Here is a 26,645-nt window from a genome sequence, read left to right as displayed (position 1 = left end):
GTCAAGAGTCGCTGAGCTGGTAAAGCAGCCTATTGTCTGGACTAACGGAGCTTGATACGGTCCGAGTTCATGACGCAATCCGCGACGGGGTCGCTTCCGCAGGCCCGCTACACCGGGCCGAACCCGACCGTCGGCGAGGGCTGGCAGCTCCGGCGCCTCACCGCGCCGAGCCGATTGTTCGGCGCAAACGGTCTGCGCACCGGGCCCGACGGACGGGTCTACGTCGCACAGGTGACCGGAAGCCAGATCAGCGCGCTCGATCTGGGCACCGGGCAGCTGCACACCGTCAGCGCCAAGGGCGGCGACATCGTCGCACCCGACGACGTCGCGTTCGACACCAGCGGCAACCTGTACGCCACCGAGGTGATGGACGGACGTGTCAGCGTGCGCGATCCCCGCGGCCAGACCCGCGTGTTGCGCGACGATCTGCCCTGCGCCAACGGCATCACTGTGCACCAGGACCGGCTGTTCATCAACGAGTGCCGCGACGGCGGACGGTTGATGGAACTCGATCGCGCCACCGGCGCCGCGCAGATCCTGCTGACCGACCTTGCGTCGCCGAACGCGATGGAGGTCGGCCCAGACGGTTGGCTGTACTACCCGCTGATGACCGCCAACGAGATCTGGCGCATCGACCCGAATGCCGGCGAACAGGCTGAGCCGCAACGGGTTACCGCGGAGCTGGGTGTTCCGGATGCGGTGAAGTTCGACCCGCAGGGCCACATCGTCTCGACCCAGGTGGCCAGCGGGCAGGTGCTGCGCATCGATCCGCGCACGGGAGACAAGACGCTGCTGGCACAGCTCACCCCCGGGCTGGACAACCTCACGCTGGTCGGTGACCGGGTGCTGGTCTCCAACTTCACCGGTGAGATCACCGAGATCTCGAGCGCCGGCCAGACCCGCACGGTGCTGCCCGGTGGTCTGAACTGGCCGCTGGATCTGGCGGTGGGCGACGACGGTTCTCTCTACGTCGCGGACGGCACCTACTTCTACGCGGTCGAAGCCGACGGGTCGCTGCGAACCGTCGGAATGCTGTTCACGCCAGGCTATCCCGGGTTCCTCCGCGGGTTGGCGCCGGTGGGGGCGGGCGCGTTCGTGGTGGCCACCTCAGGCGGCCAGATCGGCCGGTATCGTCCAGCCGACGGCGAAACCGATTATCTCGCTGACGGATTCGACCAACTCTACGGCGTCGCGGTCGGACCCGACGACGCGATCGTGTTCGCCGAACTCGGCACGGGCCGGGTGCACTCGCTGCGGTCAGGCAGCACCGAGGTGCTGGCGTCGGGCCTGCAGGACCCGGTTGGCGTGGCGTTCGACGCCGACGGCCGTCCGCTGGTCGCCGAATCCGGCGCCGGCCGGGTGGTGCGGCTGACGGGTTCGACCGAAACCGTCGTCGACGGGCTGCAGCGTCCGCAGGGGATCCATGTCGCTGGCGGGGTCCTCTACATCGTCGATGCCGGGGCCAAAGAGGTCGTCGCGTTCGACCTGGGCACCAAGGTGCGCACCACCATCGCCTCCGGTCTCCCGGTGGGCGCTCCTCCCGGGGTGGAGCCCAAGCCGCTCAAGGGAATGCCGCCGTTCTCCGGCCCGCAGGGCCCGTTCGCCGGCATCACCATGGGACCCGATGGCACGCTGTACGTCTCCGCCGACGGCGACGGTAGTGTGCTGGCGCTGCGCCGGAACGGGACATGACGGTCAACTCCGCCGACCACCGGTACCTCCAGGTGGCACGCACCCTGCGAAAGGAGATCGTCGACGGGGTGTATCCGGTGGGGTCACAACTTCCCACCGAGCAGCAGCTGTGCGAGCGGTTCGAGGTCAGCCGTTACACCATCCGCGAGGCGCTGCGCAGGCTGCGCGACGACAACCTGGTCGCCTCCCGGCCGCGGGCGGGCACACTGGTGGTGCCGCGGCCTTCGGCGAATTCCTATGTCCAGGACGTGATGTCGATCGACGACCTGCTCGCGTTCGCCGCGGGTGCGCAGCTGGAGATCGAGTCCAACGCGATGGTGACCATCGACGACGAACTCGCCGCGAAGACCGGGTTGACGGCCGGTTCGCAGTGGCTGGCCGTGCGCGGGCACCGCCGGGTCGACGCGCGCAGCACTCCGGTCTGCGTGACCGAGTACTACATCAACCGTGCGTTCGCTGCGGTGGGTCGGCTGCTGCAACGGCATTCCGGGCCGATCTTCCCGCTGATCGAGGACCTCTTCGGGGTGAGCATCGTCGAGGTGCACCAAGAGATCTCGGCGGTCGCCGCCACCGACACGCTGGCCGACGCGCTGCAGATGGAGCCGGGCACGGCCGCGCTGGAGATGCGGCGCACGTACAAGACGTCAGACGGGGAGATCGCCCAGGTCACCATCAACACCCATCCGTCGTCGCGCTACCGGCACTCGATGACCATGCGGCGCATCAAGGGGCAGGCCGCGCCGTGAGGGTCGAGGAGGCCCGCGCGGCCGATGCCTATCGGCGTGGGCTGTGGGTCCACGAGACCCTGGCCGACTCCCTTCGTGACGCGGCTAAGACCACACCACAGCGAACGGTGTTGGTGGACGGCGATATTCGGCTCGACTGCCACAGCCTGCACGAGCAGGCCACCGCGCTGGCGCACGCGCTCACCTCACGTATGCCCGCGGGCAGCGTGGTCTCGTTCATGCTGCCGAACTGGCACGAGGCGGCCGTCGTCTACCTAGGCGCGACGTTGGCGGGCATGGTGGTGAACCCGATCCTGCCCTCGCTGCGCGACCGGGAACTGCAGTTCATCCTGTCCGACGCCGACACCAGGGCGATCTTCATACCGTCCGTCTTCGGCAACCACGACTACAGCGCCATGCTGGAGCGGGTCACCGCGGCGATGGCCGCACCGCCGGAGGTGGTGGTGGTGCGGGACGCGGCCGCTGATGGGGCCGCCGGTGGGGCCGCCGGTGGGGCCGCCGGTGGGGCCGCCGAACGTTCCTTACCGCTCGAAGAATCGCCGGATCTTCGAGCGGTAAGGAACGTTCGCGGGCATACGCCGTATGCCTCGCTGCTCGCCGAGCCGGGCACGGCGGTGTTGCCGGTGCTCAACCCCGACGCCGTGCGCATGATCCTCTACACGTCGGGCACCACCGGCCGACCCAAAGGGGTTCTGCACACGCACAACTCGATCCACGCGCTGATCCGCCAGATCGGCGAGCACTGGCGCGTCGAGCCCGGTGACAGCTTTCTCGTGCCGTCGCCGATCGCACACATCGGCGGGTCGATCTATGCGTTCGAATGCCCGCTGCTGCTCGGCAGCACCGCGGTGCTGATGGACCGCTGGAACCCCGACGAAGCCGTGTCGTTGATGCACGAGAAGCGCATCACGCACATGGCCGGTGCCACACCGTTTCTCAACGGGCTGCTCGCCGCGGCGGAACGGGCGGGCACGCGGCTTCCCGACCTGAAGGTCTTCATCTGCGGCGGAGCCTCAGTGCCGCCCTCGTTGATCCGGCGAGCGGCCGACTACTTCGAGAACGCCGCGGTGTCAAGGGTTTACGGGTCGACCGAGGTTCCGGTCACGACGGTGGGCTCGCTGGACGGCGTCGATCACGCGGCAGACACCGACGGCCGGCCCGGTATCGCCGACGTCAAACTGGTCGACGGCGAGATCCGGGCGCGGGGCCCGCAGATGCTCGTCGGCTATCTGCATCCCGACGACGAGGTGGCGGCGTTCGACGACGAGGGCTATTTTCGCACAGGCGATCTCGGCCGCTGGGTCGACGATCACGTGGTGGTCACCGGCCGTGCCAAGGACATCATCATCCGAAACGGCGAGAACATCTCCCCCAAGGAGGTCGAGGACCTTCTCGCCACGCATCCCGGCGTCGCCGAGATCGCCGTGGTCGGTGTGCCCGACGAACGCACCGGTGAGCGGGCGTGCGCGGTGATCGTCGCAACCGATCAGCCGCCGCCCGACCTCGAAGAGCTGCGCGAGCTGCTGCTGCGCGAAGGGCTCGCCAAGTTCAAGGTTCCCGAGCAGGTCGTCGTGTGGGACAGCCTGCCGAAGAACGACGCGGGCAAGGTTCTCAAACATCAGATCCAGGCGACGTTGACGAGCGAGGGTGGACCGAAATGCAGGTAGCGATCGTGACGGGCGCAAGCAGCGGCATCGGCTTCGGCTGTGCGACCAAACTCGCCGAGGCGGGCATGGCGGTGGTCGGGACCGGCCGCGACGAGAGCCGGCTCGCCGAACTCGAAACCGCGATCGGCGATCCGGACCGGGTGGCCACCGTCGCCGTCGACCTGACCGCAGACGATGCGCCGCAGCGGATCGTGCAGACCGCACTGGACCGCTGGGGCCGCATCGACTTCCTCGTCAACAACGCAGGGGTGGGCAGCCCCAAGCCATTACACGAGACGGACGACGAATCCCTGGACTATTTCCTGGGTTTGATGCTGCGGGCCCCGTTCCGGCTGGCGCGCGACGTGATCGTGCACATGCAGCCCGGTTCGGCGATCGTCAACGTGACGTCGACGTTCGCCGTCGTGGGCGGGCTGCGCGGCGGGGCGTATTCGGCGGCCAAGGGCGGGCTGACCGCGTTGACCACCCACATCGCCTGCCAGTACGGTCCCCAGGGCATCCGGTGCAACGCCGTCGCGCCGGGCGTGACGCTGACGCCGATGGTGGCCAGCCGCCTGGAGGACGAGCGGTTCCGCAAGATCAACACCGAGATGACCCCGTATCCGCGGCTCGGCGAGGTCGATGACGTGGCGAGCACCGTGGCGTTCCTGTGTTCGGAGGGCGCGAGTTTCATCAACGGGCAGACCATCGTCGTCGACGGCGGCTGGAGTTCGACCAAGTACCTGTCGGACTTCGCCCTGAACTCCGAGTGGGTGGCAAGGTGAGCGCATGAACCTGTTCGGGTTGCTCGACCAGACCGCGAGCCGGCTCGGCGATCGCGGGGCGGTGTATTGCGGTAAGCGCCAACTGCATACGTGGCAGGAGCTGAGGGACCGGGCGCTGCGGCTTGCCGCGACACTGGGCCCGCCCGGCACACGCGTCGCGGTCGCCAGCGAGAACCGCCCCGAGATCATCGAGTTGATGTTCGCCGTCTGGGCGGCGGAGTGTGTCTATGTGCCGCTGAACTACAAGCTGCACCCGCGCGAGATGCAACAGATACTCGACGATTCCCGCGCAGCCCTCGTGTTCGCCTCGCCCAAACTGGCCGAGGGGCTTTCCGACGTCGAGATCATCGGCAGCACAAGCTATTCACAGCGCCTCGGCGCGTCACCGATCACCGCGCCGGCCGACACCGACCCGGCGGCGCTGGCGTGGCTGTTCTACACCAGCGGGACGACCGGGCGGTCCAAGGGCGCAATGCTGTCACACCGCAACCTGATGGCGATGACCGTCGCTCACCTGGCGGACTTCGACTCGCCCGACGCCGATTGCAGCCTGGTGCACGGTGCCCCGATGTCGCACGGGTCCGGACTGTACATCCCGCCGTACGTGCTGCGCGGCGCCCGGCAGGTGCTACCGGAGTCCGCGGCGTTCGAACCCGGGGAGTTCCTCGATCTGTGCGCGCACCATCCCGGCTGCAGCGCGTTCCTCGCGCCCACCATGGTGCAGCGGCTGGTGCAGACGGGCCGAGCCTGCCCCCGTAACCTGCGCACGGTGGTCTACGGCGGTGGCCCGATGTACGTCGACAGCCTCAAGAAGGCGATGGCCGCGTTCGGCCCGATCTTCGTGCAGCTCTACGGTCAGGGCGAAGCGCCGATGACGATCACCGGCCTGCGCCGAGAAGACCATATCGGCACCGACGATGCGATCCTCGGCTCTGTCGGCTACCCCCGCTCCGGCGTCGACGTCGCGGTGCTGCGCGCCGACGGCACCCGGGCCGACACCGGTGAGATCGGCGAAATCGTCTGCCGCGGCGACGTTGTCATGTCGGGCTACTGGAACAACCCGGAAGCCACGGCGGCGACGCTGAAGAACGGCTGGCTGCACACCGGTGACATGGGTTCGTTCGACGAGCGGGGCTACCTCACGCTGCGCGACCGCTCCAAGGACGTCGTGATCAGCGGCGGCAGCAACATCTATCCGCGCGAGGTGGAAGAGGTGCTGCTGGAACATCCCGGTGTCACCGAAGCCGGTGTCGTCGGAGCACCGGACGAGGAGTGGGGTGAGGTCGTCGTCGCGTTCATCGTCGGGTCGGCCTCGGCCGCCGAACTCGACGCGCATCTGCTCGAGCGCATCGCCCGGTTCAAGCGGCCCAAGCGCTACGAGTTCATCGACGAGCTGCCGAAGAACAGCTACGGCAAGGTGCTCAAGCGCGAGCTGCGCGCCCGAGTGGCCACCTAAGATCGCCGGTATGCACGTCATCGTCGCCGGCGGCCACGGCAAGATCGCCAGGATCCTGGAACGAATGCTGACGCAGCGCGGCGACTCGGTCGCCGGCATCATCCGCAACCCGGATCATGCCGCGGCGCTGGAGCAGGTCGGCGCGCAACCGGTGGTGCTGGACCTGGAGCACGCCTCGGTCGACGACGTCGCGGCACATCTGCGTGGCGCCGACGCGGTGGTCTTCGCGGCAGGTGCGGGTCCCGGCAGCGGGGCCGCGCGCAAGGACACCGTCGACCGGGCGGCGGCGATCCTGTTGGCCGATGCGGCCGAGGCCGCCGGAGTGCGCCGCTACGTGATGATTTCGGCGATGGGCGCCGACGCCGAGGCCCCCGACGACGCCGGCAATCCGGTGTTCGTGGCCTACCTGCGTGCCAAGGGCGCGGCCGACGACAACGTGCGCGCCCGCACCAACCTGGACACCACCGTGGTGCGGCCGGGGCTGCTGACCGACGACCCCGGGACGGGATTGGTGACGATCGCCGAGCACACCGGCCGCGGCAGCATCCCCCGCGAAGATGTCGCCGCCGTGCTGCTGGCGGTGCTCGACACCCCGGGCACGACCTGCCGGACATTCGAAGTGATCTCGGGGGACACGCCGATCCGTGAAGCCGTACAGAAAGTCTGCGATCAGGGGCGCTGACGATGACTGCCTACAAGTTCGACCCCGAAGTGCTCGCCACGACCGCCAAGGAGGTCGTCGGCCTGCCGTTGGACAACGGCGAGCTGATCGACCGCACCATCGAACTGCTGGCCGCCGAATACCCCGATCTCATCGATCCGACGCCGGGCCGCTGGGTGGGCAGCCGGGCCGGCGGGATACTCGGCAAGGTTCGCTTCCTGTACTTCAGCCCGCGCGAATACATCGTGGTGTTCGGGTCTCCCACAGGCACACAAGGCTTTTCGGGCCGCTATAAGCGGGTGCAGATCCACAAGTTCCTGCTGGCGGGCCAGATCGACTCCTACGACCTGGAGTCCGACGACCTCGTCGGTACGACGCTGCGCCCCGGCGAGCACGCGTGCCTGGAGAAGGGACACGCCAGGGGGCTGACCATTCATCCCGGCTCGTGGCACCTCGAGTACGGCCGCGGCGCGGTGGCGACCACGCTGCCGTTCGCGATGGTCGACACGCTGTTGGTGTCGTTGGAGTTCGAGTCGGTCCGCCGGTCGGCGGTCGAGTTCACCAAGTTGGTCCGCCGCCGGCTGCGCCGCTGAAGCACCCTGGCCGGCGAGCAGACGTGAAAACCCCCAAAATGCGGGGTTTCAGGGGGTGTACGCGACTGCTCGCCGGGGACTAAGCCCGGGCGAACACCTGCTTGAACCGCTCGAGTGACTCGCGGATGTCGCCCTTCAACGCACCGGCTACCACCATGCCGATCGGGCCGAACAGTGCAGGCCCACCGAGGTGGACGTCGAACGACACCGTCGACGCCTCGGCGTCCTTCGGGGAGGGTCTGACCTTGCCGATGAGCTTGACCTTGACGCCGCCCTTGCCATCGCCGTTGAGCGTCATCGCCTCCGGCGGCCTGAAGTGGACGATGGTCCACTTGATTCGGTTGGGCATGCCCTTGACCTCGACGATGGACTCCAGCGTGGTGCCCTTCTCCAAGGTATCGGGCAGCTTGCTGCGCCACACCCGGTGAATGCTCAACCAGTCCCGGTAGCGGGACAGATCAGATGCGCACTCCCAAGCCTTCTCCGGCGGTAGTGGAACGTCCACGGAGACAGAAAGTTTCGCCATGCGTCAATTCTGGGGGTTCTCTGGGTTGCTCTTGTTGACGTACTTCTTGGCCGCGTCCTGCGCCTTGTCGATGTGCTGAGCGTACTTGCCCTGCGTCTTCTGGTCGACGATGTCACCGGCCTTGTCGATCGCGGTGCCCACCTTGTCGGCGTTGCGCGCCACCAGATTCTTCACCTTGTCGAGAAATGCCATGGACTCAACCCTACTCCGAGCGCCACAACCGTCGTCGTTCCCCCAACACCGCACCCTGCACCCACCAGATCACCTCGATCGCCGCCGCCCCGAGCACGCCGATCGCCAGCGCGATCGACGTCGTCTTGACGTTCGAGAAGTCCAGCATGAACAGTTCCCGGGCCAGCGGGATCGCGAAGATCACCACGTAGGCCGCCCCTGACACCGCGACCAGCGCGACCCGCCACCACTGGTAGGGCCGGGCCACCACGGCCAGCACCCACACCGCCGAGACCAGCAGCGTGATCAGCGCCGCCGTCGACGCCTGGGTCTGTTCGGCCGGTGTGGCCCCCCGACCCTGATAGGCCGCCAGATACGAGCTGAACGTCGCGATGCCGATCACCAGACCCGACGGCAGCGCCGCCGTCATCACCCGGCGCACGAAACCGGGTTGTGCGCGCTCGTTGTTGGGCGCCAACGACAGGATGAACGCCGGGATGCCGATGGTGAACCAGGCCGCGATCGTGACGTGGATCGGCTGGAACGGGTAGAGCAGCGGATCGGAACCGAAGAACCTCGACGACAGCCCCGCCAGCCCCACCAGGCTCGCCAGCAGCACCGAGTACACCGTCTTGGTCAGAAACAGGTTGGAGACGCGTTCGATATTGCCGATCACCCGCCTGCCTTCGCCGACGACGTACGGCAGCGTGGCGAACTTGTTGTCCAACAACACGATCTGGGCCACTGCCCGCGCCGCCGAACTGCCCGAGCCCATCGCCACGCCGATGTCGGCGTCCTTGAGCGCCAGCACGTCGTTGACGCCGTCGCCCGTCATCGCGACCGTGTGACTCCGCGATTGCAGCGCGTGCACCATCGCGCGCTTCTGATCGGGCCGCACGCGGCCGAACGTCGTGTATTCCTGAAGGGTGTCCGCCAGCCCCTCGGGATCGTCGGGCAACTCGCGAGCGTCGATGGCCTGCCCGTGCAGGCCGAGCGACTCTGCCACCGCGCCGACCGACACCGCGTTGTCACCCGAAATGATTTTGATCGAAACCTTTTGCGACGCAAAATAATCGAGGGTGTCACCGGCGTCGGGCCGGATCCGTTGTTCGAGCACCACCAACGCCGCCGGCGTCACCCGCCCTGGCGCGTCCGGGTGGTCGACGGGCAGATCGCTGGACCCGAGCAGCAGCACCCGCAGGCCGCGCGCGCCGATCTCCTCGGCCTGCTCGGCCACCGGTGAACCCGGTTCGAGCAACACGTCGGGTGCGCCGAGCACCCAGTTGCCGTGCTCGCCGTAGGATGCCCCGCTCCATTTGGTGGACGACTTGAACGGTGCGGTCTCGGTGGCGGTCCAGCCCGGTGGCATCCGATACGCCTCGGCGATCGCCTGCATGCTGGCATTGGGTCTGGCGTCGTCGGCGGCCAACTGAGCCAACACCTCGGCGGCGGCGCACTCGTCGATCTTCTTGAGATCTGCTACCCGCATACCGTTTTCGGTCAGGGTGCCGGTCTTGTCCGCACACACCACGTCGACGCGCGCCAGGCCCTCGATGGCGGGCAACTCATTGACCAGGCACTGTCGTCGTCCCAGCCGGATGACGCCGACCGCGAACGCGATCGACGTCATGAGCACCAGGCCCTCGGGCACCATCGGCACCAGCGCCCCCACCATGCGCAGCACCGCCTGGTTCCATCCGGCGCCGGTGGTGAACAGCTGCGTGTAGATGATCAGCAGGCCCGCGGGAATCAACAGGTACGTGATGAACTGCAGGATCTTGTTGATGCCGCTGCGCAGTTCGGAATTCACCAGCGTGAACTTGCTTGCCTCTTCGGCGAGTTTGGCCGCATAGGCCTCGCGGCCGACCTTGGTGGCCCGGTAGGCGCCGCTGCCCGCGATGACAAAGCTGCCCGACATCACCGTGTCGCCGGGGTCTTTGGCGACCGGGTCGGCCTCCCCGGTGAGCAGCGATTCGTCGACTTCGAGGTTGGACTCTTCGACGACCTCGCCATCGACGACGATCTGGTCGCCGGGCCCGAGCTCGATGATATCGTCGAGCACCACCTCGTTGGGCGGCAACGGTTTCGCGGTGGAGACCCCGCCGAAACGCCTGCGCACCAGCGGCTTGGTCTGTCCGACGATGGCCAGCTTGTCCAGTGTCCGTTTGGCGCGCAGTTCCTGGATCATGCCAATGGCGCTGTTGGCGATGATCAGCAACCCGAACGCGCCGTTGATCACCGAACCGGTAAACAGCACGATGATCAGCAGCACGCCGAGGATCGCGTTGATGCGGGTGAACACGTTGGCCCGCACGATCTCGGACACGCTTCGGGCGGCCCTGGTCGGGACGTCGTTGGTCTTTCCGTCCGCGATGCGTTGAGCTACTTCAGCTTCGGTCAACCCAGCGGCGATCACAGCAGTCACCGGACGAATGCTCCCCTGCCGAACGCGTCGTAGTCCTCGAGCGTGAGTGTGTCGCCGTCGAAGGTGGCCTTGCCGACAGAGCCCGGCGGGAAGTTCTCCGACACCCAGGTGTAGGTGAAGGTGTTGCCGTCCCAATGTGACAGCCGCGCATTCAGCTTCGTCCCGAGGCTGAGCTGCAGGCCGCCGTCGACCTCGGTGATCGTGGCCGGGCCCCAGTAGTCGTTGTGGTAGGTGCCGACGTACGACGCCGACGGCGCGGCGGGTGCGGGGTCGGCGGGCGGTTGCTTACCTGCCAACGAGCCCTCCGGGCTTGTCATCTCGGCGAAAACCTTGGTGTAGAGCCCATACCAGTCCTCGCGCACCTCGCCGAACTGCACGAGATCGGCGAACTCGGCGGTCAGTGCTTCGGGCACGCCGGCGGGTGTGCCGTTGGTGAGCGCGACGATGGCCACGTCCGCCGACGGCAGGATCAGGAAGTTGGTGGCCGCGCCGAGCAGGAACGCACCGGAATGGCTCAGCTCCGTCCGCGCACCCGACGTCGTGCCGACGTTGAAGCCGTAGCCGTAGAAGCCCGACCGCATCGCGGGCTCGGTCGCCCGGCTCGAGACGACCTGGGGGGTGAGCGCCGGAAGCAGTGCCTGGGCGGCGACTATCTGCTTGCCGGCGTGGTTTCCGTTGGCCAACACCATCGCCAGCCAGCGGGTCATGTCGTTGGCCGACGCACTGGCCCCGCCCGCAGGCGCTTCGGGATCGGCGTCGCGGACGTAGGTCGGCTGATAGCGCCCGTCGATGTCGATGTGCCCGACGGCGCGGTTCGGGCGGTCCCGATAATCGGCGAACCGGTAGCTCGTCGACGACATGCCAAGCGGCTCGAACAACACCTCGTCGGCGAGTTGCTCCCACGGCTTGCCGGCGCCGGCGGCGACCGCCTCGGCCCCTGCGGTGAACCCGAAGTTGGTGTAGGCGTAGGAGATCCGGAACGGGTCCAGTGGAAGGTGGCGCAGCCGCTCGAGCACCTGCCTGCGGTCGTAGCCGATGTCCTCGAGTTGATCACCCGCGTGATCGGGCAGGCCGGAGCGGTGCGCGAGCATGTCGCCGACGGTGACCATCTGTGTGACAACCGGATCCGAGAGCGCGAACCACGGCAGCTTCGAGACGATCGGGGTGTCCCAGTCGACCGCGCCGACACCGACCTGCTGCGCGACCACCGTCGCCGCCAACGGTTTGGACAGCGACGCCAGCTGAAACACCGTGTCGGCGTCGACCTGGTTGCCCTCGCCGGTTCCCCCCACCTCTTTGACGCCGAACCCCTTCGCGTACAGGGTTTTTCCGCCGTGTACCACGGCGACCGCCATGCCCGGGATCCCGGATTCGGCCATCATCCGCTCGGCGATGCCGTCGAGTTTCGCGACCGCGTTCTCGACGGCGTTCTCCGGTAGGGCCATCGCCGGGACCAGCGGTGGTGGCACGTCGGCCTGCGCGGGAGGCGATGGCGCGGGCGGAGTCGATTCCGGCGCGCACCCCACCCCCAGCGTCAACAGCACCACCGCGAACACCGCCCTGACCAGTGAACTCATGACGTGAACGGTAACGGGTGCTCGCTCGTGGGGCCCGTCATACGCGCCAGCGGGCCATTCGCGCCGGTTTCTGCCGCAGGGTCGTGGATCGGCGCGAACCACCGCCCTGACGTAGAAATGGCGACGCCGACGGTCGCCTGCGGAGCGTGCGTCAGAGCCGCCACCACGGGTCGAATGACGACGTCGCGCGATCGACGCGCTCACCCGGTTTGGGCACCGCGATCCGCACGCGTTCGTCGTGCGCCGCTTTGACCAGCCGTTCGACCGGTTCCGCCCAGGGATGAGGCGCCAGCCGGAAGGTCGCCCAGTGAATCGGCACCAACAGGCCCGAGTCGGCCTCGGCGACGTCGAGGTGGGCGCGGACGGCCTCCTCGGGGTTCATGTGGATGTCGGGCCACGCCGGATGGTAGGCGCCGATCGGCAGCAGGGTGAGGTCGAAAGGTCCGTGATCGACCCCGATTTCGGGGAAGCTCTTGGTGTAGCCGGTGTCACCGCCGAAGAACGCGCGATGCCGTGGGCCGGTGATCACCCAGGACGCCCACAGCGTGGTGTTACGGGAGAACACCCGGCCGGAGAAGTGCCGCGCGGGGGTGCACACCAATCGCAGCTCGCCGATCTGGTGGCTGTCGTACCAATCCAGTTCGACGATGCGGCTGTCCGGTATTCCCCACTTGCGCAGGTGGGCGCCGACTCCCAGCGGCACCACGAACGCCGCCCGCTGGGTACGGGCCAGCCCGACGATCGTTTCGATGTCGAGGTGGTCGTAGTGGTCGTGGCTGATCAGCACCGCGTCGACGGCGGGCAGCGCTTCCAGCGGGGCGGGGACGTCGTGCAGCCGCTGCGGGCCGACGGTGCGCGACGGTGAGCAGCGTCGGCTCCACACCGGGTCGGTGAGCACCCGGTAGCCGTCGATGTCGACCAGCGCCGAGGAGTGCCCGAACCAGGACACCGCCAGCGCCGGCGGCTCGACGTCGGTGGCCGCGGGCTGCACCACCGGTACGGGGCCGCTGGGCTTCCCGGTTTCGCGGGAGCCGAGCAGTTCGCGCAGCAGCAGCTCTTGCTGCTCTCGGTCGAGGTTGATCATCGAGGCGGGATCGAGGTTGACGAAGACGCCGTCGCGGTAGTTCGGCGAACGCCTGGCCACAGCTTCGATCTCGGCGGGCGCGGCGCCCAGCGCCACGGGCGCACCGTTCAGCGCGCGCACCACCCAGCTACCGGCCAGCAGCGATGCCGTCCCTAAGCCGAAGCGCAGCGCTGTGCGGATCACTCAGGCTCCCTGGAACCTCGGCGGGCGCTTCTCGATCCGCGCGACCTGAGCCTCGATGACGTCCTGGCTGGCCCATGCGCGATCGAACAATTCCTGATGCTCGGGCCACGGCTCCTCGTATGCACCATCGTCGTTGAGTACCCGCTTGGCGTGCTGCAACGCGAGCGGGGCATAGCCCGCGATCTCGGCGGCCCATTCCTGCGCATCGGCCAGTGTGCCAATACGATTGGCCATCCCGGTGTGCAGCGCCATGTCTGCGGTGAGCCGCTCGGCCGCCAGCAGCATCCCCCGCGCCCGGCCCGCGCCGACCAGCGAGGTCAGCCGCCTGATGCTCCAGTTATCCAGCGCCAAACCGTATTTCGCGACCGGAAACTGGAAGTACGCCTCGGGCGCCACGACCCGCAGATCGCAGATCATCGAGAGGATGACACCGGCGCCGATCGCGGGTCCGTTGATCGCCCCGATGACCGGCACCGGGGTCTTGTCGATGGCGAGGTTGAGGGCCTTGGCCTTGTCGGGCAGTTCGTCGGCCACCCCGGAAGGATCGGACAGGTCGGCGCCCGAGCTGAATACCGCGCCCTGCCCGGTCAGCACGATCGCGCGGACGTCTTCGGTGGCGGCTTTCTCGATTGCTTCACGCAGGCGGTCGACGAGCTCGCCGTTCAGCGCGTTGCGGCGCTCGGCGCGCTGCATCTCCAGAGTCAATACCTGGCCGTCGCGGGTCACACCAATCATGTCGCCACCCTAGCGAGCGGAATGGTCAGCTCTGCGGGGTGACCACCTCCCAGCCGCCGGGGACGCCGCTGACCTTGACCTCGTCACCTTGGGCTTCGATGTTGACGGTCGCCTCGCCGAGCGTCAGGTCGGTCAGCGAGACGCGGCCCCAGGACTCGGGGAGCTTCGGGGTCACCGCGATGCGCCGGTTCGGCACGTGTGGGTCCAGCCCGAGGAACGCCCGCACCAGCAGCAGCGGTGCCGCGCTGGCCCAGGCCTGCGGTGAGCACGACGTCGGATAGGGCACCGGTGAGCGGAACTCCGAACGCGAGAAGCCACAATACAATTCGGGCAATCGCCCGCCGAACGCGGCGGCCGCGTCGAGCAGGCCGGTCGCCAACCGTTCGGCGAGGTCCACCGCGCCGGGCACGTGCCGGTAGCGCATCAGGCCCGCGACGACGATCGCGGTGTCGTGCGGCCACACCGAACCGTTGTGGTAGCTCATCGGGTTGTAGGCGCCCATCGAGCTGGCCAGTGTGCGCAGGCCGAAGCCGGAGTCCATCTCGTCGGTCGCCAGCCGTTTCACGATCGACTCCACGTGCTCGTCGGCGGCGATTCCCGTCCAAAGACAGTGGCCGACGTTGCTGGTCAGCGAGTCGACAGGTCGCTTGTCGCAGTCCAGCGCGAGCGCGTACCAGCCCCGGTCGGGCAGCCAGAACGCGTCGAGGAAATTGGCCCGGAGCGACTGCGCGCGCTCGCGCAACCGCTTGGCGGTCGCCGGCTCGCCGAACGCCTCGGCCAACTCGGCACGCGCCAGCAGCGCAGCGTACTGGTAGCCCTGGACTTCGCACAGCGCGATCGGCGGCTCGGCGATTCGCCCGCTCGCGTCGTTGATCCCGTCGAAGCTGTCCTTCCAGCCCTGGTTGACCAGCCCGCGGTCGGTCGCGCGCTGGTATTCGATGAAGCCGTCGCCGTCGCGGTCGCCGTAGCGCGCGGCCCAGTCCAGCGCCGCGTCGGCCGCGGGCAGCAGCGACCGGATCACCTGCTCGTCGGCGCCCCAGCGCCAGCTCTCGCCGAGCAGCATCACAAACAGCGGCGTCGCGTCCACCGCGCCGTAGTACACGGGACCGCCGAGCACCGCGGCGCTGAGAGGTCCGCGGCGCAGTTCGTGCATGATCCGTCCGGGCTGCTCCTCGGTGACCGGATCGACGTTGCGGCCCTGGGTCTCGGCCAGCTGCTGGAGGGTGCCCAGCGACAACCCGTAGTCCACCGGCAGCGACATCCACGCGGTGAGGATGCTGTCCCTGCCGAACAGAGTCATGTACCAGGGAGCACCCGCGGCGACGAACGGTCTCTTCTCTCCCGTCTCGTCGTGGATCAACAGCGCGCCGAGGTCGCTTTCGGTGCGCCGCAACACTTCTGCGAGCACCCGGTGGTCGGGTTCGACCTTGGTGGCGGTGCCGCGCCAGGCCTGCAGTTTCTGCGCGGGCGCGCTGGACTCGAGGTGTTCGCCCGTGCGGAAGCGGCTCTTGACGCTCTGGTTGGACCATGTCGGCTGGGCGACGACCTCGGTCTGCCACCGTCGGCGCGGCGGAATGACGATGCGCCAGCTGAACGCCCCGGGCACCACCGTCGGGTCCCCCGAGGCCGACACGACCAGTCCGCGGACGTGGTCGGTGCGGTCCCGAAGGACGAGTTCGCCGCTGACGACGGTCATCTCGGCGCTGCCGGCGGCGAGGCGCCCTTCCTTCACCGCGAACAGGTCGGCGAAGTCGGCGTCCGCGTGCAGTTCCAGCGACACCACGGTGGGTTCGGTGCCGAGGTTCTGCAGTGAGATCGTCTCCCGCATACCGTCGGCCACCAGCCGCTCGCGCACCACCAGCAGCGTGCTGTCAGCCAGCCCGGCCTGCGGTGCGCGACGCGAAATGAAGTGCGCGGCGAACGCCTCCGGCATGTCGACGGACAGCGGCTCGGGTGACCGGCCGTCGACGCGCAGTTCCCACCGGGACAGTACCCGGGAGTCGCGGAAGAACAGCCCGTGCGAGCGACCCTCCAGCACGTCGCCGTCGTAGCCGGATCGGCAGAAGGTGGCCCCCTCCACCAGGGTCACCGCGTCGCCGCCGAAGCCCAGACTGGCCGGTTCGCCGGCGTTGAGTGCCGACGGGGTGCTCATGTCCGCCCCCGCGTCGATCTGGCCGGGGTGATGATCTGACGCATCGCGAGCGGTTGCTGACCGCGCGCCGCGTCGACCACTTCGCGGTAGATGCGTTCGTAACCCGAACCGAAGTGCCCGAACCCGAAGTGCGCGGCGACATGTCGGCGGCAGGCGGCCGGATCCAGCGCCTCGACCATCTCGATGGCCTGCGGAAGCTCCTCGGGCCGGTCGCAGACGAACCCGGTCACGCCGTCGGCGATCACCTCCGGCACCGCGCCGCCGCGCAGGGCGACCACCGGGGTGCCGCACGCCATGGCCTCGATCATCACCATCCCGAACGGTTCCTCCCATTGGATCGGGAATAGCACGCAGCGCGCGCCCGCCAACAGTTTGCGCTTGTCGTCGGCGTCGGCCTGGCCGAATACGTGGTCGTTCTCGGTCAGCCGCGGGCGCACGTACTCGTCGAAGTATGCCTGCTCGGCGGGTTCGTCACACTTGGCCGCCAGCACCAGCGGGATCCCGGCCGCGTGCGCGGCGTCGAGTGCCAGGTGGGCGCCCTTGTACGGGGCGTACCGCCCGAGGAACAGCGCGTAGTCGCCCTTGTCGCTGCGGAACGGCCAATCGTCGATGCGCAGTGAATTGTGGACGCGGCCAACCCAGTTGAGATCGGGGGCGAGCTCGCGCTGCCGGTCGCTGATCGCGATCAGGCCGACGTCGTGGCCGAGCTCGCGGTAGAACGGGTACAGATCCTCGTCGATCGGACCGTGCATGGTGACCACGGTCGGCAGCCCGAGCAAGCGGTACAGCGCGGCGTTGAGCGGCCCGGCGAACGTGTGCTCGTGGATGATGTCGGCGCCGTCGGCCTTGACGATCCGCTCGATCGCGTGCCGCGTCTTGAGCGCGTGCATGATCTCCGGGTACGGCTGGCCGAGACGGTCGGGAAGGCTGCGGTCCCACAGCGGAACGAACTTGGCCGCGGTGCCCGGCTCGCCGGCGCCCAGCAGCGTGACGTCGTGTCCGCGTTTCACCAGGGCGTCGGCCAGGTCGGCGACGACGGCCTCGGTGCCCCCGTAGCCCTTCGGTGGAACGTCGAAGTAGGGCGGTGCGACGAGCACGATGCGCATCGGCTCGATGGCGGGTTCGATGGCCGGTTCGTCGACTTGACGCTCGTTGACGAAATTGGTGGGGCCCACTGTTCCTCCTTTGGTCTCTATTGCCTCCCCGCGGCGTTAGCACTCTCGCCTCTCGAGTGCTAATTATGGCTCGTTGTCGCGTACTTCGCGAATCGGCTGACCGGGGACGGCGATGGCCCGCGTTAGCCTCATCGGGTGAGCCGTATCGGCGCCCTTGCCGTGCGTGATGCCGTCTCGACGACGGCTCGTTTTCACAGCCGGGACACCCAGCCTGTGCAGATCGCGACCACCGACTCGTATCGTCGCGACCTGGCCGCCGCGTGGCGTTGGTGATGTGCGAGTTCGAACTTCTGGCCTGCTCGATGGGAGTGGCCGTCGCGGAGCGCCCACCATGGCGGTGCAGCGGGCCACGGCCGAACGGCGGCCGTTGGTGGCATCGCCGAGTTCGGGTGGCACCCGCAGGCAGGACGGCACCGTCGCGTTTCCGCAGATGGTCAAGATCGCAGCCGCCGTCGAGCTGCACAAAAAGCGCACCTACCATACTTAGTTTACCTACTCAACACGGGGCAGGCTTCTCGAATGTGAGGGGCTGTAGTGGTGGTAGTGGTCACCGTTTCAGCTGTGGCTGTCCGCTGGCACGCAATCTGTGCATTCGCAAAAAAGTCGCCGTCCCGGTGCCAAGATTGTCCCATGATCGGGGGCATCACCGTCATCGTCGCCGATGATCACCCGGTGTATCGGACGGGCGTCGTACGCGCATTGAAAGAGAGCGGCCGGATACAGGTCGTCGCCGAGGCCAGCGACGGGCGTGGGGCGCTTGCCGCCATCCGGGAGCACCGGCCGACGGTCGCGCTGCTGGATTACCGGATGCCGGAACTCGATGGCCTCGACGTGGTGAATGCGGTGGCACGTGACGACCTGCCGACCCAAGTCATCCTGCTCACCGCGTTCGATGACGCCCCGCTGGTGTACAAGGCCCTGTCCGCCGGCGCGAGCGGCTATCTCACCAAGGAGTCGGACAGCAACGAAATCGTGGCGGCGATCGTCAGCTGCGCCAAGGGCGACGGCTACGTTCCGACGCAGTTGGCCAGCGGGCTCGCCAACGAAATCAAGCAGCGGGCCAAGGGCGACGCCGCCTTGCTGTCGCCCCGGGAACTCGAAACAGTCCGGATGATGGCCGACGGGCTGTCGGTACCTCAGATCGCCGCCGAATTGCACCTCGCACCGACGACGGTCCGTACCCACGTGCAGCACCTCTACGAGAAGCTGGGGGTGTCGGACCGCGCTGCCGCCGTAGCGGAGGCGATGCGGCGCCGGCTACTGGAGTAACGGCAGCTCGACCCGGACGTGGGTTCCCACCGCTGTCGGTATGAATGTCATTCTGCCGCCCGCGGCTTCAACGCGTGTTCGGTGCGATGCGATGCCGATGTGCCCTTCGGCCAGCCGGCGGCTCAACGTCTCCGGCGAGATTCCGACGCCGTCGTCCACCACATCGAGGCGGCACACGCGGTCGACCGCGCGGAGCTCGATGCGGGCCTGGGCCGCACCAGAATGTCGCTCCACGTTGGAGACCAGCTCGCGCATCACGGCGAAGACCAGTGGGTCGACCGAGCTGCGGACCGGGTAGTCGACCTCTGCCGAGATGTCGATGCCGGAGCGGTTTTCGGTGATCGACGCCAGCTTCTGGGCGGCTTCGGCGAGACCGGCCTGATCGAGCACCGCCGGATGGAGCAGAAACGTCGCCTCGCGCATGCGGCCGATGACCTCACGCAGGCTGCTCAACGCGCGGTGTAACCGGTCGTCGGTGGATGCTTTCGCCGCTTCACTGATGTCGAACCGCGCGGCCATCACCAACTGCAGCGGTCCGTCGTGCAGGGACTCCGAGAGCTGCCGCCGCTCATCGTCAAAGGCCGTCATGGTGTCCGCGAGCAGCGCCCGACGCGACGCGCTGAGCCGCTCGATCTCACCTAGGTGCCGCTGCTGGGTGGCGACGACGGCAAGAACGGTACAGCACAGAAACGCGAACAGCGCGCAGACGAAAATGGTCTTGGCCCAACCGAGATCCGGCAACATCACCGGGTCGAAGACCACGACGGCGGTGAACGCCACCGCGCTGACAGCGAGGATGGCCGCGGCCCGGCGGGCCGACACCTCGAGCACCACCAGCAGCGCCAGCAAGACCATCACCGCCAGCGGTGTGTATCCACCGTCCGACAGCAGTTCGAAAATGCAGATCGCGGTGACGTCGACGACCGCGACGACCGTCTGGGTGGTCGGATGGGCTGCCGAAGTTCCCTTCCGGAACGCCAACACCGCCACCCAGATGGCGCCGGCGCCGTAGATGACCAGCAGGACCGATTGCGCAAACCATTCGTGCATGCCCGTGCCGAGCACCATGGCACCAGCCATGAGCCCGACCACCGCCAGCCGAAGCAACGCGGCGGCCCGCACCGACAGCAATTGATGATTTTCCCGGATTTCGTGCACGTCACTGCCATCGACGTCAGCGCTGATAGCCGTCATTGCGTCACCTTCGCAGAACTCGACCGCCTTTGCCGTGAGTACTACGGTATCGCCGACCGTCACGCCGCGGGGTCGACCGCGATGTGGCAGGCCCGCTGTGCATGTTTGGCGAAGTCTTCTGCCTCCTGCGCGTTTTCGCCGACACAGAAGATGTAGGCGGCGTGAAACATCGCCCCGGAGGTCAGGCCCTTGGTGGAATCCCCCGGCCGCATGACGATTTCGGCGTCGATGACTCCCGGCAGGCCGAGCAGCTGAGCCTCATCGGGCATGTCGGTGATCACGCCGGATTCGACGGGTATGGCGAGCCACGCAATCGCGCCGGGAATACGCCGTGGCGGCGGCTGTTTGCGTGGCCTGCGCCCGCAGAGCTGGTCGGCCAGCAGCGCCAGGTTGTCTATCCCGTAACTCAGCTTCAGGGAGCGGGGAATCATCGATCCGCCGGGGCGAGAACCGAACTCACCGACAAACCACCGGCCGGTGCGGTCGCGCAAGACTTCGCAGTGCCCGAAACCGTGTGTCACGCCCAACGCTTTCGCGGCCGCACGGGTGAGTCTGCGCACCTCGACGGCCTCGGCCGACCGGTGATGCAGCCACACCGATCCGACCGCATGGTCCGCCAGGACCGGGTTGGCGTATCGGGCTGCCAGGCAGTGCACTTCCTCGCCCTCGTGGAGCATCAGCTCGCAGTGATATTCGGCGACCACGTCGACATAACGCTCCACCAGATAGCTGACCTGGCCGAGGTCCGACGTCATGGACGTGGACCAGAAGTACTCCGGCAGGTCGCGCGGCGGTGCGAACGCGCCCGCTGCGGCGAGGTCGTCGAAATTGTCCAGGCCGACCCGGTGGGTGTTGATCGTGCCGAAACCACTGCGAGGTTTGACGACGATGGCGTCGCCGATCTCGTCGAGGAATTCACGGATCTCGGCGACGCTGTGCACGACGCGGTGCTCGGCGACCGGGATGCCGTGGGCGGCCAGGCGCCGCTTCATCACCGACTTGTCGGTGCACGCGACCGCGCTTTCGTGGTCCTGACCGGGTAGCCCCAACAGACCTCGCAGGAAGGCTGCGGCGCGGATGCACGGCTCGTCGATGGTCGCGACAGCCGTCACCCCGAGGGTTTCGAATTCGCCTGCGAGGCGGGCGAGCTCGTTGTAGTTATCCCATCGGTCGATGGTCCTGATGGGATATCCCGGATCGCCGGCCTCGCGCGCCGTGCGCATGCTGTCCGGAATCAGGGCGAGGATCTTTTCGCCCTGCGCGGCGAGAAAATCCTCCAAGCGCGGACGGTACAGGGACAGAACGACGATCATGATGCGTCTCCTTTCAGTTCGTAGAAGTGCTCACCGTCGATGTAGCGCAGCGTCCAGAGGTCACGAAGCAGGATGTCGTCCACCTCGTGCATCAGCGTCACCGTGACGGGGTAGGTGCTGTCGTCGACCGTTCGTTGCAGTTGCTGTCCGGGGTGAACCTGGAACTGGATGTCGCGGAAGCTCTCCAGCTCCTTGATGGCCTGCAGACCGCGGTAGGAGACCAACGTTCCACTGCGCGGGGCGACCATCTTGGCCCACGCGAAGCTTCGCTGCAGCCGATAGGGGCGCCCGCAGCGTTGCCTGAAGCGTTCCGGGCGCACGTAGGCGTCCACCATCCAGTCGACCTGCGACTCGCCGATCGCGAGACCGGCGAAACCGGGGATGTCCTGGCCGGCCATCCGTGCCCCCACTTCGACGAGGGAGGGGCCGGTGGGCGTGGTCTTGATCTCGACGTGCCCCGCGCCGTGGCGGATGTCGAGCGCGTCGAGCACGCCGAACGCGTACGGGATGAGCTTGTCCTGCACTTCGCCGGTGGCGGGCATGATCTGGCAGGCCACCATGAGGTCGGACACGCCGTTCGCACTGATGCGATGGGTCCTCCAGATGTCGGTGACGTGGTGCCGGCCGTCGCGGCTCATCGTGTTGACCAGGTATTCAGCACCGACGAGGTATTCCTGTGCGACCACACCGTCCGCGGCCTCCGAGTTGATGTTCTCCCGCCCGTTGAGCCGGCGAAACGCCCGCACGGAGTCGTCCGGGGTGGCGCACCACGTGACGCCGTCATTGGACGAGCTGCGCAGCGGCTTGAGGATCGCCATGCCGCCGAGCTGGGTGTGCCACTCGCGTAACTGTTCCTCGCTCTCGACAAGGATCTGGCGAGCTCCTTGCAACCCTTGCGATTTGATCCGCTCGATCATCTCGAACTTGTTGCGCCGCGCCGAGCTGAGCGCCGTGCCGTTGCTCGGCGTGCCGGTCAGCGGGTGCAGCGCCTCGCTCAGCGCATCGGCCAATTCCACGCCCGGTTCGCAGCCGGGGATGACGGCGACGGGTTCGAACGGCAACAGCGCGTTCACCGTGTCGGCGAGGTCGCCGCGGTGGACGATGTCGACGACGAACGGGAACCGGTCGGGTCGGCCGCGGTACACCGTGGGCACCTCGACAGTGCTCTGCACGCGAATGGGGATGTATCCCGCGGCCTGAAAGGCCGGCGCGAGGCGCGACGCCGCCCCGTAGGTGTCGACCAGAACGATGTGTCGAGACCGGTTGTGGTTCATCGGGATTGTTGTGTTCGGTGTGATCATTGGGCTGTCCATCCTCCGTCTACGGCCAATGCCTGGCCTGTTACGTAAGCCGCTTCGGTTGAAGCGAGCCACACCACTGCATGGGCGACCTCTTCCGGTCGGCCAAGTCGTCCCATCGGAATGTGGGATAGGTAGAAGTCATCGGCCGCCGGTCCGCGCGCGGCCTTGGCTTCGATCAGCATCGGTGTCGAGATCGGCCCCGGGCAGACGGTATTCACGCGGATGCCCTCCGTGGCGTGATCGATGGCGGCTGCCCGGCTGAGCCCCACCACGCCGTGCTTGCTGGCGGTGTAGGGGGCTGAGTGGTAATAGCCGACGATGCCGGCAATGGAAGCCACGTTGACGATCGCTCCCCCGGAATTGGTGCGCATATGGGCGATTTCGTGCTTCATCGACAGCCACACGCCTTGGAGATTGGTGTCCACGATGCGCCGCCAGTGGTCCAGGTCGTAGCCGTCGGAGGGCTTCCCCGATCCCGGTACTCCGGCGTTGTTGCAGGCCGCGTCCAATCCGCCGTTGCGGATGACGATCGTGTCGATGAGCCGGGCGACCTCGTCTTCGCGGGTGACGTCGATCTGGAATGCTTGGGCCTTTCCGCCGTCAGATTCGATGAGCGACACCGTTTCCCGCAGAGGCTCGAGCCGCCGGCCGGCGACGACCACCGTCGCGCCCTCTTGCGCGAAACGGCATGCGGTGGCCCGTCCTATCCCGGTGCCCGCACCGGTGACCAGAACGACTTTGTCTGCGAAGCGGCCGGTCATGCGCTGCGCCTCAATTCGCTTCGGTGGGTGCGCAACGTGCGAGTCGTCAAGAGCGCCTGGGCGGCGTGCACGATGTCGTCGGCACCGCCGATGACGGCTGGCTCGAGCGCGGGACTCGCCGGATAGGGCACCGCCGCCGCACCGACTCGGGCGACGGGCGCGCGCAGTTCCTCGAACGCCTCCGCCATGATGACGGCGGCGATCTCCGCGGTGGGCCCGTACCGCAACCAGGTCTCGGCGGCGACCACGACATGGCCGGTCTTGCGCGCCGAGGCGACGAGCGTGGCGGTGTCGAGAGGCCGCAGCGAGCGGACGTCCACCACCTCGGCGCTCACACCGCGCGTCGACAGCTCGGCCGCCGCGTCCAGTGCGTGCCGCACCATGCCGGAGACCGCGACGATGGTGACGTCGGTCCCCTCCTGCACGACTGCCGCCGTTCCCAGGGGCGTAACGTGCTCCCCATCGGGGACCAAACCCTCAGTGCCGTACAGCTTCTTGTGTTCGAACACGATGACCGGGTCCGGCGACCGCAGCGCCGAGGTAAGCAGGCCCTTGGCGTCCGCGGGACTGCTGGGCAACACGGTGTGGATTCCCGGCAGGTGCGCCGTCCACTGCTCTAGGGATTTCGAGTGCTGAGGTCCCGCATTGCCTCCGGGGCCGCCCTGCGTGCGCACCACGAGCGGCACGGTGACGCGACCCTGGGTAACGAAGGGGAAAACCGACGCCCCGTTGGCGAGGCTGTCCATGGCCAGGCAGAGGAAATCGCTGTACATGATCTCGACGACCGGCCGCAGCCCCGACATCGCCATGCCGATCGCGGCGCCGACGATGCCGTTCTCCGAGATCGGCGTGTCCACCACGCGGGTGGGACCGAACTCGTCGAGCAGACCCTGGGTGGCGCCGAAGATTCCTCCGTACACCGCCACGTCCTGGCCGAGCACGATGACACGCTCGTCGCGTCGCATCTCTTGGCGCAGTGCGTCGTTCAGCGCTTGCGCGTATGTCATGCGGTTCATGACCGGGGCTCCCTTCCGTCCCATTTCGTTGCGATGTCGGTGAGTTCTGCGGGGTCTGGCCACGGGCTGGCCTTGGCGAACGCGACGGCGTCCTCGACCTCTCGGCGGGCCGCGCGTTCGATGGCGTCGACCTGGTCAGGGCTGGTGCCCGCGTCGATGAGTCGACCGCGCGCCAGGCTCAGCGGATCCGTGAACCCGGCCCCCTCGGCGGGGTCCCGGTACCCGCCATGGTCGGCCCCGGAGAACACCGCCGCGCGGTAGGTGACGGCTTCCACCAGCGTTGGTCCTTTACCGTCGCGAGCCCGTGCCACGGCCCTGGCCACGCACCGGTGCACCGCTTCGACGTCGTTGCCGTCGACCCGAACCCCGGGTATGCCGTATCCCCAACCGCGGCGGTACAACTCGGTCTCCCGCACGTGCCGGTCGAGGCGCACGCTCAACGCGTATTGGTTGTTCTCGACGAAGATCACGACGGGCAGCTGCCAGAGCGCGGCCATGTTCGCCGCCTCGTTGAAAGCGCCGGAGTTCACGGCCCCGTCCCCGGTGACGCAGAGCGTGACGCGCCCGTCGCCGGCCAGCCGTTGGGCGTAGCCATGACCGACGGCCAACAGCAGCGAGTGGCCGATGATCCCTGAGGGAGCGAGCAGCCCGTGGTCCGGATCGGCGATGAGCATGTGTCCGCCGCGGCCGCCGCACTGGCCGTCGGCGCGGCCCATCATCTCGGCGACCGTCGGACCGAGCGGAAGGCCGAGGCCGACATACTGGGCGTGGGGCCGATGCGTCGCTGTGGTGATATCGCCGTCACGCAGCGCGGCGGTGGCGCCGATACCCGCGGCCTCCTGCCCGAACCCCACATGCATCGGTCCCTTGACCAGGCCCTCGGCGCGCAGTTCCTCCAGCACGATGTCGAGCTCGCGCAGGACGCACATGCGGCGATAGAGTTCGAGCAGGTCGGTTTTCTCATCGATGAACCGTGTTGTGGTGCCGATCATTTCGCATGACTCCTTAATTCCAGTGCTTGAGCGAGCGGCGCGCACAGTGCCGCGCCGGTCACACCGACGACCAGGACGGCGATCGCCATGAGGGACGGTCCACCGCGGCTCAGGCTGTACGACGCCAGGATCGGTGCGGTGACCGCCGCAACGGCCAACGCCATTCCCCACAGGCCGTGGTAGCACCCGCGCAGCGCCGGCGGGGCGATGCGGTGCACGATGCCGGCGCCGACGACGAACCAGGCGATTTCCCCGGGGGCACAGGCCGCCGCGGCCACACTGAACTCGGTGGACGTGTGGGCGAAGCTCGCCATCGCCATGCACACGGTCACCCACACCGTCGCGACCGCCAAGATGTCCAGTCGCGGACGCGAGGCCACGCGCGCACTCAGCCACGGCGTGATGAGCGGGGTGAGCACGACGACGGCCAGCGCGTTGGCCAGCTGGGCGAGACCGTAGGAACCGACGTCGAGCCCGGCGGCGGTCATCAGCATCGGCATCGCGGCGTACAGGCCCCAGAGCGCGGTCAGCGTCCCCACACTCGACGCCAGCAGCAGCAGCAGTCGCGAGTCGGAGAACGCGTCACGGTACGTGGACTTCGTCGGCGGCGCGGGGCGGCGCACATCGGGCGCAATGTAGGCCAGCGCCACCAGGGCGAACGCCGCGCAAGCGGCCGCGTTGATCAGATAGAGCGTGGGGGTGCCGATCCGGTCGGCCAGCAGCCCACCAAGCGCGCCGGTGATGGCGGCTGCGGCATTCATCACGCAGCCGTACCGCAAGGCGTCGATCTTCGCCCGTTTCTCGGGATCGGCGATCAACTCGGTGATTGCGGCGGAGACGACCGGGCGGGGGGCGTCGTACACCACTCCGGCGAGCGCCGCTGCGACCAGCAGAGCGGGCAGGCTGTGGGCGCCCGCCAGCAACGTCAGCAGGACCGCCGCGAACAGCATGGAGGCGATGAGGGTGATGCGTCCGCCGATGCGGTCGACCAACGAGCCGCACACGAGCTGCCCGACCATCCAGCCCACGCCGAAGGCCGCCAGGACCGCCCCGACCGCGGTGGCCCCGTGTCCGCGATGAGCGACGTGGTAAGCCATGAACGGGTAGGCGAACCCCAGGGCTCGGACCAGGAAATTGCCTCCCAGGAGCACCCAGATCGCCGGCGGGTAGCCGGCGTCCGCCGTGATCTCCG

23 protein-coding genes and 1 pseudogene are annotated in these 26,645 nt (G+C 67.9%); 9 read left to right on the top strand and 15 right to left on the bottom strand.

Features of this window, described 5'->3' with window-relative positions; translation table 11 throughout:
- Positions 1-69: 69 nt before the first annotated feature.
- From MELE44368_RS11730 to MELE44368_RS11700, 7 genes are read left to right on the top strand one after another with little or no spacing between them, the layout of a single operon-like run.
- Positions 70-1,692, top strand: a complete 1,623-nt coding sequence (locus MELE44368_RS11730) for an SMP-30/gluconolactonase/LRE family protein (protein WP_128108640.1) — start codon at positions 70-72, stop codon at positions 1,690-1,692.
- Complete coding sequence (locus tag MELE44368_RS11725) at positions 1,689-2,438, top strand: GntR family transcriptional regulator (RefSeq protein WP_128108639.1); 750 nt, start codon at positions 1,689-1,691, stop codon at positions 2,436-2,438. The genes MELE44368_RS11730 and MELE44368_RS11725 overlap by 4 nt, the downstream gene beginning before the upstream one ends.
- A complete protein-coding gene (locus tag MELE44368_RS11720) occupies positions 2,435-4,105 on the top strand; it encodes an AMP-binding protein (protein WP_128108638.1) in 1,671 nt (556 codons plus the stop codon). Before MELE44368_RS11725 ends, MELE44368_RS11720 begins: the two co-directional genes overlap by 4 nt.
- The gene (locus MELE44368_RS11715; RefSeq protein ID WP_128108637.1) at positions 4,096-4,869 is read left to right on the top strand and encodes an SDR family NAD(P)-dependent oxidoreductase; all 774 of its coding nucleotides are present in this window, start codon (positions 4,096-4,098) and stop codon (positions 4,867-4,869) included. The genes MELE44368_RS11720 and MELE44368_RS11715 overlap by 10 nt, the downstream gene beginning before the upstream one ends.
- A 4-nt stretch (positions 4,870-4,873) precedes the next feature.
- Positions 4,874-6,325: an acyl-CoA synthetase gene (locus MELE44368_RS11710; RefSeq protein WP_128108636.1), complete on the top strand. Its 1,452-nt coding sequence runs from the start codon at positions 4,874-4,876 to the stop codon at positions 6,323-6,325.
- Positions 6,326-6,335: 10 nt separating this feature from the next.
- Entirely contained in the window at positions 6,336-7,007 is a 672-nt protein-coding gene (locus MELE44368_RS11705) for an NAD(P)H-binding protein (RefSeq protein WP_128108635.1), read from the top strand.
- A gap of 2 nt (positions 7,008-7,009) precedes the next feature.
- A complete protein-coding gene (locus tag MELE44368_RS11700; RefSeq protein ID WP_128108634.1) occupies positions 7,010-7,579 on the top strand; it encodes an isomerase in 570 nt (189 codons plus the stop codon).
- 79 nt (positions 7,580-7,658) lie between these two features.
- On the opposite strand, the gene MELE44368_RS11695 is transcribed toward MELE44368_RS11700, so the two are convergent.
- From MELE44368_RS11695 to MELE44368_RS11660, 8 genes are all read right to left on the bottom strand, one after another.
- Complete coding sequence (locus tag MELE44368_RS11695; RefSeq protein WP_128108633.1) at positions 7,659-8,105, bottom strand: type II toxin-antitoxin system Rv0910 family toxin; 447 nt, start codon at positions 8,103-8,105, stop codon at positions 7,659-7,661.
- Positions 8,106-8,108: 3 nt separating this feature from the next.
- Complete coding sequence (locus MELE44368_RS11690) at positions 8,109-8,297, bottom strand: antitoxin (RefSeq protein ID WP_128108632.1); 189 nt, start codon at positions 8,295-8,297, stop codon at positions 8,109-8,111.
- 10 nt (positions 8,298-8,307) lie between these two features.
- The gene (locus tag MELE44368_RS11685) at positions 8,308-10,701 is read right to left on the bottom strand and encodes a cation-translocating P-type ATPase (RefSeq protein WP_128108631.1); all 2,394 of its coding nucleotides are present in this window, start codon (positions 10,699-10,701) and stop codon (positions 8,308-8,310) included.
- Positions 10,698-12,278, bottom strand: coding sequence for a serine hydrolase (locus MELE44368_RS11680; protein ID WP_128108630.1), 1,581 nt, complete (start codon positions 12,276-12,278; stop codon positions 10,698-10,700). Before MELE44368_RS11680 ends, MELE44368_RS11685 begins: the two co-directional genes overlap by 4 nt.
- Before the next feature lie 151 nt (positions 12,279-12,429).
- Positions 12,430-13,545 (bottom strand): MBL fold metallo-hydrolase, encoded by a 1,116-nt coding sequence (locus MELE44368_RS11675; protein ID WP_128108629.1) that lies wholly within the window; start codon positions 13,543-13,545, stop codon positions 12,430-12,432.
- Positions 13,546-14,280, bottom strand: coding sequence for an enoyl-CoA hydratase (locus tag MELE44368_RS11670; RefSeq protein WP_128108628.1), 735 nt, complete (start codon positions 14,278-14,280; stop codon positions 13,546-13,548).
- A 25-nt stretch (positions 14,281-14,305) separates the two neighbouring features.
- A complete protein-coding gene (locus tag MELE44368_RS11665; protein ID WP_128108627.1) occupies positions 14,306-16,432 on the bottom strand; it encodes an amylo-alpha-1,6-glucosidase in 2,127 nt (708 codons plus the stop codon).
- Positions 16,429-17,538: a glycosyltransferase family 4 protein gene (locus MELE44368_RS11660; protein ID WP_128108691.1), complete on the bottom strand. Its 1,110-nt coding sequence runs from the start codon at positions 17,536-17,538 to the stop codon at positions 16,429-16,431. Before MELE44368_RS11660 ends, MELE44368_RS11665 begins: the two co-directional genes overlap by 4 nt.
- 204 nt (positions 17,539-17,742) lie before the next feature.
- Here MELE44368_RS11660 and MELE44368_RS11655 point away from each other — a divergent pair.
- Positions 17,743-18,102: pseudogene (locus MELE44368_RS11655) on the top strand (carboxyl transferase domain-containing protein); the annotation flags it as partial.
- Positions 18,103-18,237: 135 nt separating this feature from the next.
- Positions 18,238-18,876: a response regulator gene (locus MELE44368_RS11650; RefSeq protein ID WP_128108626.1), complete on the top strand. Its 639-nt coding sequence runs from the start codon at positions 18,238-18,240 to the stop codon at positions 18,874-18,876.
- Here the strand turns inward: MELE44368_RS11650 and MELE44368_RS26615 are convergent.
- Genes MELE44368_RS26615 through MELE44368_RS11620 form a run of 7 tightly spaced genes read right to left on the bottom strand, consistent with a single transcriptional unit; the run spans position 18,865 to position 26,640 of the window.
- Positions 18,865-20,070: a sensor histidine kinase gene (locus MELE44368_RS26615; RefSeq protein WP_164890093.1), complete on the bottom strand. Its 1,206-nt coding sequence runs from the start codon at positions 20,068-20,070 to the stop codon at positions 18,865-18,867. The genes MELE44368_RS11650 and MELE44368_RS26615 overlap by 12 nt on opposite strands.
- 59 nt (positions 20,071-20,129) lie before the next feature.
- Positions 20,130-21,383: an ATP-grasp domain-containing protein gene (locus tag MELE44368_RS11645; protein ID WP_128108625.1), complete on the bottom strand. Its 1,254-nt coding sequence runs from the start codon at positions 21,381-21,383 to the stop codon at positions 20,130-20,132.
- A complete protein-coding gene (locus MELE44368_RS11640) occupies positions 21,380-22,684 on the bottom strand; it encodes an ATP-grasp domain-containing protein (protein WP_128108624.1) in 1,305 nt (434 codons plus the stop codon). Before MELE44368_RS11640 ends, MELE44368_RS11645 begins: the two co-directional genes overlap by 4 nt.
- A complete protein-coding gene (locus MELE44368_RS11635) occupies positions 22,681-23,445 on the bottom strand; it encodes an SDR family NAD(P)-dependent oxidoreductase (RefSeq protein ID WP_128108623.1) in 765 nt (254 codons plus the stop codon). The genes MELE44368_RS11640 and MELE44368_RS11635 overlap by 4 nt, the downstream gene beginning before the upstream one ends.
- A complete protein-coding gene (locus MELE44368_RS11630; protein WP_064889849.1) occupies positions 23,442-24,461 on the bottom strand; it encodes an alpha-ketoacid dehydrogenase subunit beta in 1,020 nt (339 codons plus the stop codon). The genes MELE44368_RS11635 and MELE44368_RS11630 overlap by 4 nt, the downstream gene beginning before the upstream one ends.
- The gene (locus MELE44368_RS11625) at positions 24,458-25,453 is read right to left on the bottom strand and encodes a thiamine pyrophosphate-dependent dehydrogenase E1 component subunit alpha (RefSeq protein WP_128108622.1); all 996 of its coding nucleotides are present in this window, start codon (positions 25,451-25,453) and stop codon (positions 24,458-24,460) included. Before MELE44368_RS11625 ends, MELE44368_RS11630 begins: the two co-directional genes overlap by 4 nt.
- Positions 25,450-26,640 (bottom strand): MFS transporter, encoded by a 1,191-nt coding sequence (locus MELE44368_RS11620; protein ID WP_241566580.1) that lies wholly within the window; start codon positions 26,638-26,640, stop codon positions 25,450-25,452. The genes MELE44368_RS11625 and MELE44368_RS11620 overlap by 4 nt, the downstream gene beginning before the upstream one ends.
- Between the last annotated feature and the right edge of the window lie 5 nt (positions 26,641-26,645).

The organism is Mycolicibacterium elephantis DSM 44368, assembly GCF_004014805.1.
GTDB lineage: Bacteria > Actinomycetota > Actinomycetes > Mycobacteriales > Mycobacteriaceae > Mycobacterium > Mycobacterium elephantis.
Note: the sequence above shows the minus strand (reverse complement) of the source record. Positions and strands in the feature narration are given on the sequence as shown.

Coding starts and splice junctions, on each gene's coding strand:
- MELE44368_RS11730 (WP_128108640.1), top strand. CDS start 70: ATGACGCAATCCGCGACGGGGTCGCTTCCGCAGGCCCGCTACACCGGG.
- MELE44368_RS11725 (WP_128108639.1), top strand. CDS start 1,689: ATGACGGTCAACTCCGCCGACCACCGGTACCTCCAGGTGGCACGCACC.
- MELE44368_RS11715 (WP_128108637.1), top strand. CDS start 4,096: ATGCAGGTAGCGATCGTGACGGGCGCAAGCAGCGGCATCGGCTTCGGC.
- MELE44368_RS11710 (WP_128108636.1), top strand. CDS start 4,874: ATGAACCTGTTCGGGTTGCTCGACCAGACCGCGAGCCGGCTCGGCGAT.
- MELE44368_RS11705 (WP_128108635.1), top strand. CDS start 6,336: ATGCACGTCATCGTCGCCGGCGGCCACGGCAAGATCGCCAGGATCCTG.
- MELE44368_RS11700 (WP_128108634.1), top strand. CDS start 7,010: ATGACTGCCTACAAGTTCGACCCCGAAGTGCTCGCCACGACCGCCAAG.
- MELE44368_RS11695 (WP_128108633.1), bottom strand. CDS start 8,105: ATGGCGAAACTTTCTGTCTCCGTGGACGTTCCACTACCGCCGGAGAAG.
- MELE44368_RS11690 (WP_128108632.1), bottom strand. CDS start 8,297: ATGGCATTTCTCGACAAGGTGAAGAATCTGGTGGCGCGCAACGCCGAC.
- MELE44368_RS11680 (WP_128108630.1), bottom strand. CDS start 12,278: ATGAGTTCACTGGTCAGGGCGGTGTTCGCGGTGGTGCTGTTGACGCTG.
- MELE44368_RS11670 (WP_128108628.1), bottom strand. CDS start 14,280: ATGATTGGTGTGACCCGCGACGGCCAGGTATTGACTCTGGAGATGCAG.
- MELE44368_RS11665 (WP_128108627.1), bottom strand. CDS start 16,432: ATGAGCACCCCGTCGGCACTCAACGCCGGCGAACCGGCCAGTCTGGGC.
- MELE44368_RS11660 (WP_128108691.1), bottom strand. CDS start 17,538: ATGCGCATCGTGCTCGTCGCACCGCCCTACTTCGACGTTCCACCGAAG.
- MELE44368_RS11650 (WP_128108626.1), top strand. CDS start 18,238: ATGATCGGGGGCATCACCGTCATCGTCGCCGATGATCACCCGGTGTAT.
- MELE44368_RS26615 (WP_164890093.1), bottom strand. CDS start 20,070: ATGACGGCTATCAGCGCTGACGTCGATGGCAGTGACGTGCACGAAATC.
- MELE44368_RS11645 (WP_128108625.1), bottom strand. CDS start 21,383: ATGATCGTCGTTCTGTCCCTGTACCGTCCGCGCTTGGAGGATTTTCTC.
- MELE44368_RS11640 (WP_128108624.1), bottom strand. CDS start 22,684: ATGATCACACCGAACACAACAATCCCGATGAACCACAACCGGTCTCGA.
- MELE44368_RS11635 (WP_128108623.1), bottom strand. CDS start 23,445: ATGACCGGCCGCTTCGCAGACAAAGTCGTTCTGGTCACCGGTGCGGGC.
- MELE44368_RS11630 (WP_064889849.1), bottom strand. CDS start 24,461: ATGAACCGCATGACATACGCGCAAGCGCTGAACGACGCACTGCGCCAA.
- MELE44368_RS11625 (WP_128108622.1), bottom strand. CDS start 25,453: ATGATCGGCACCACAACACGGTTCATCGATGAGAAAACCGACCTGCTC.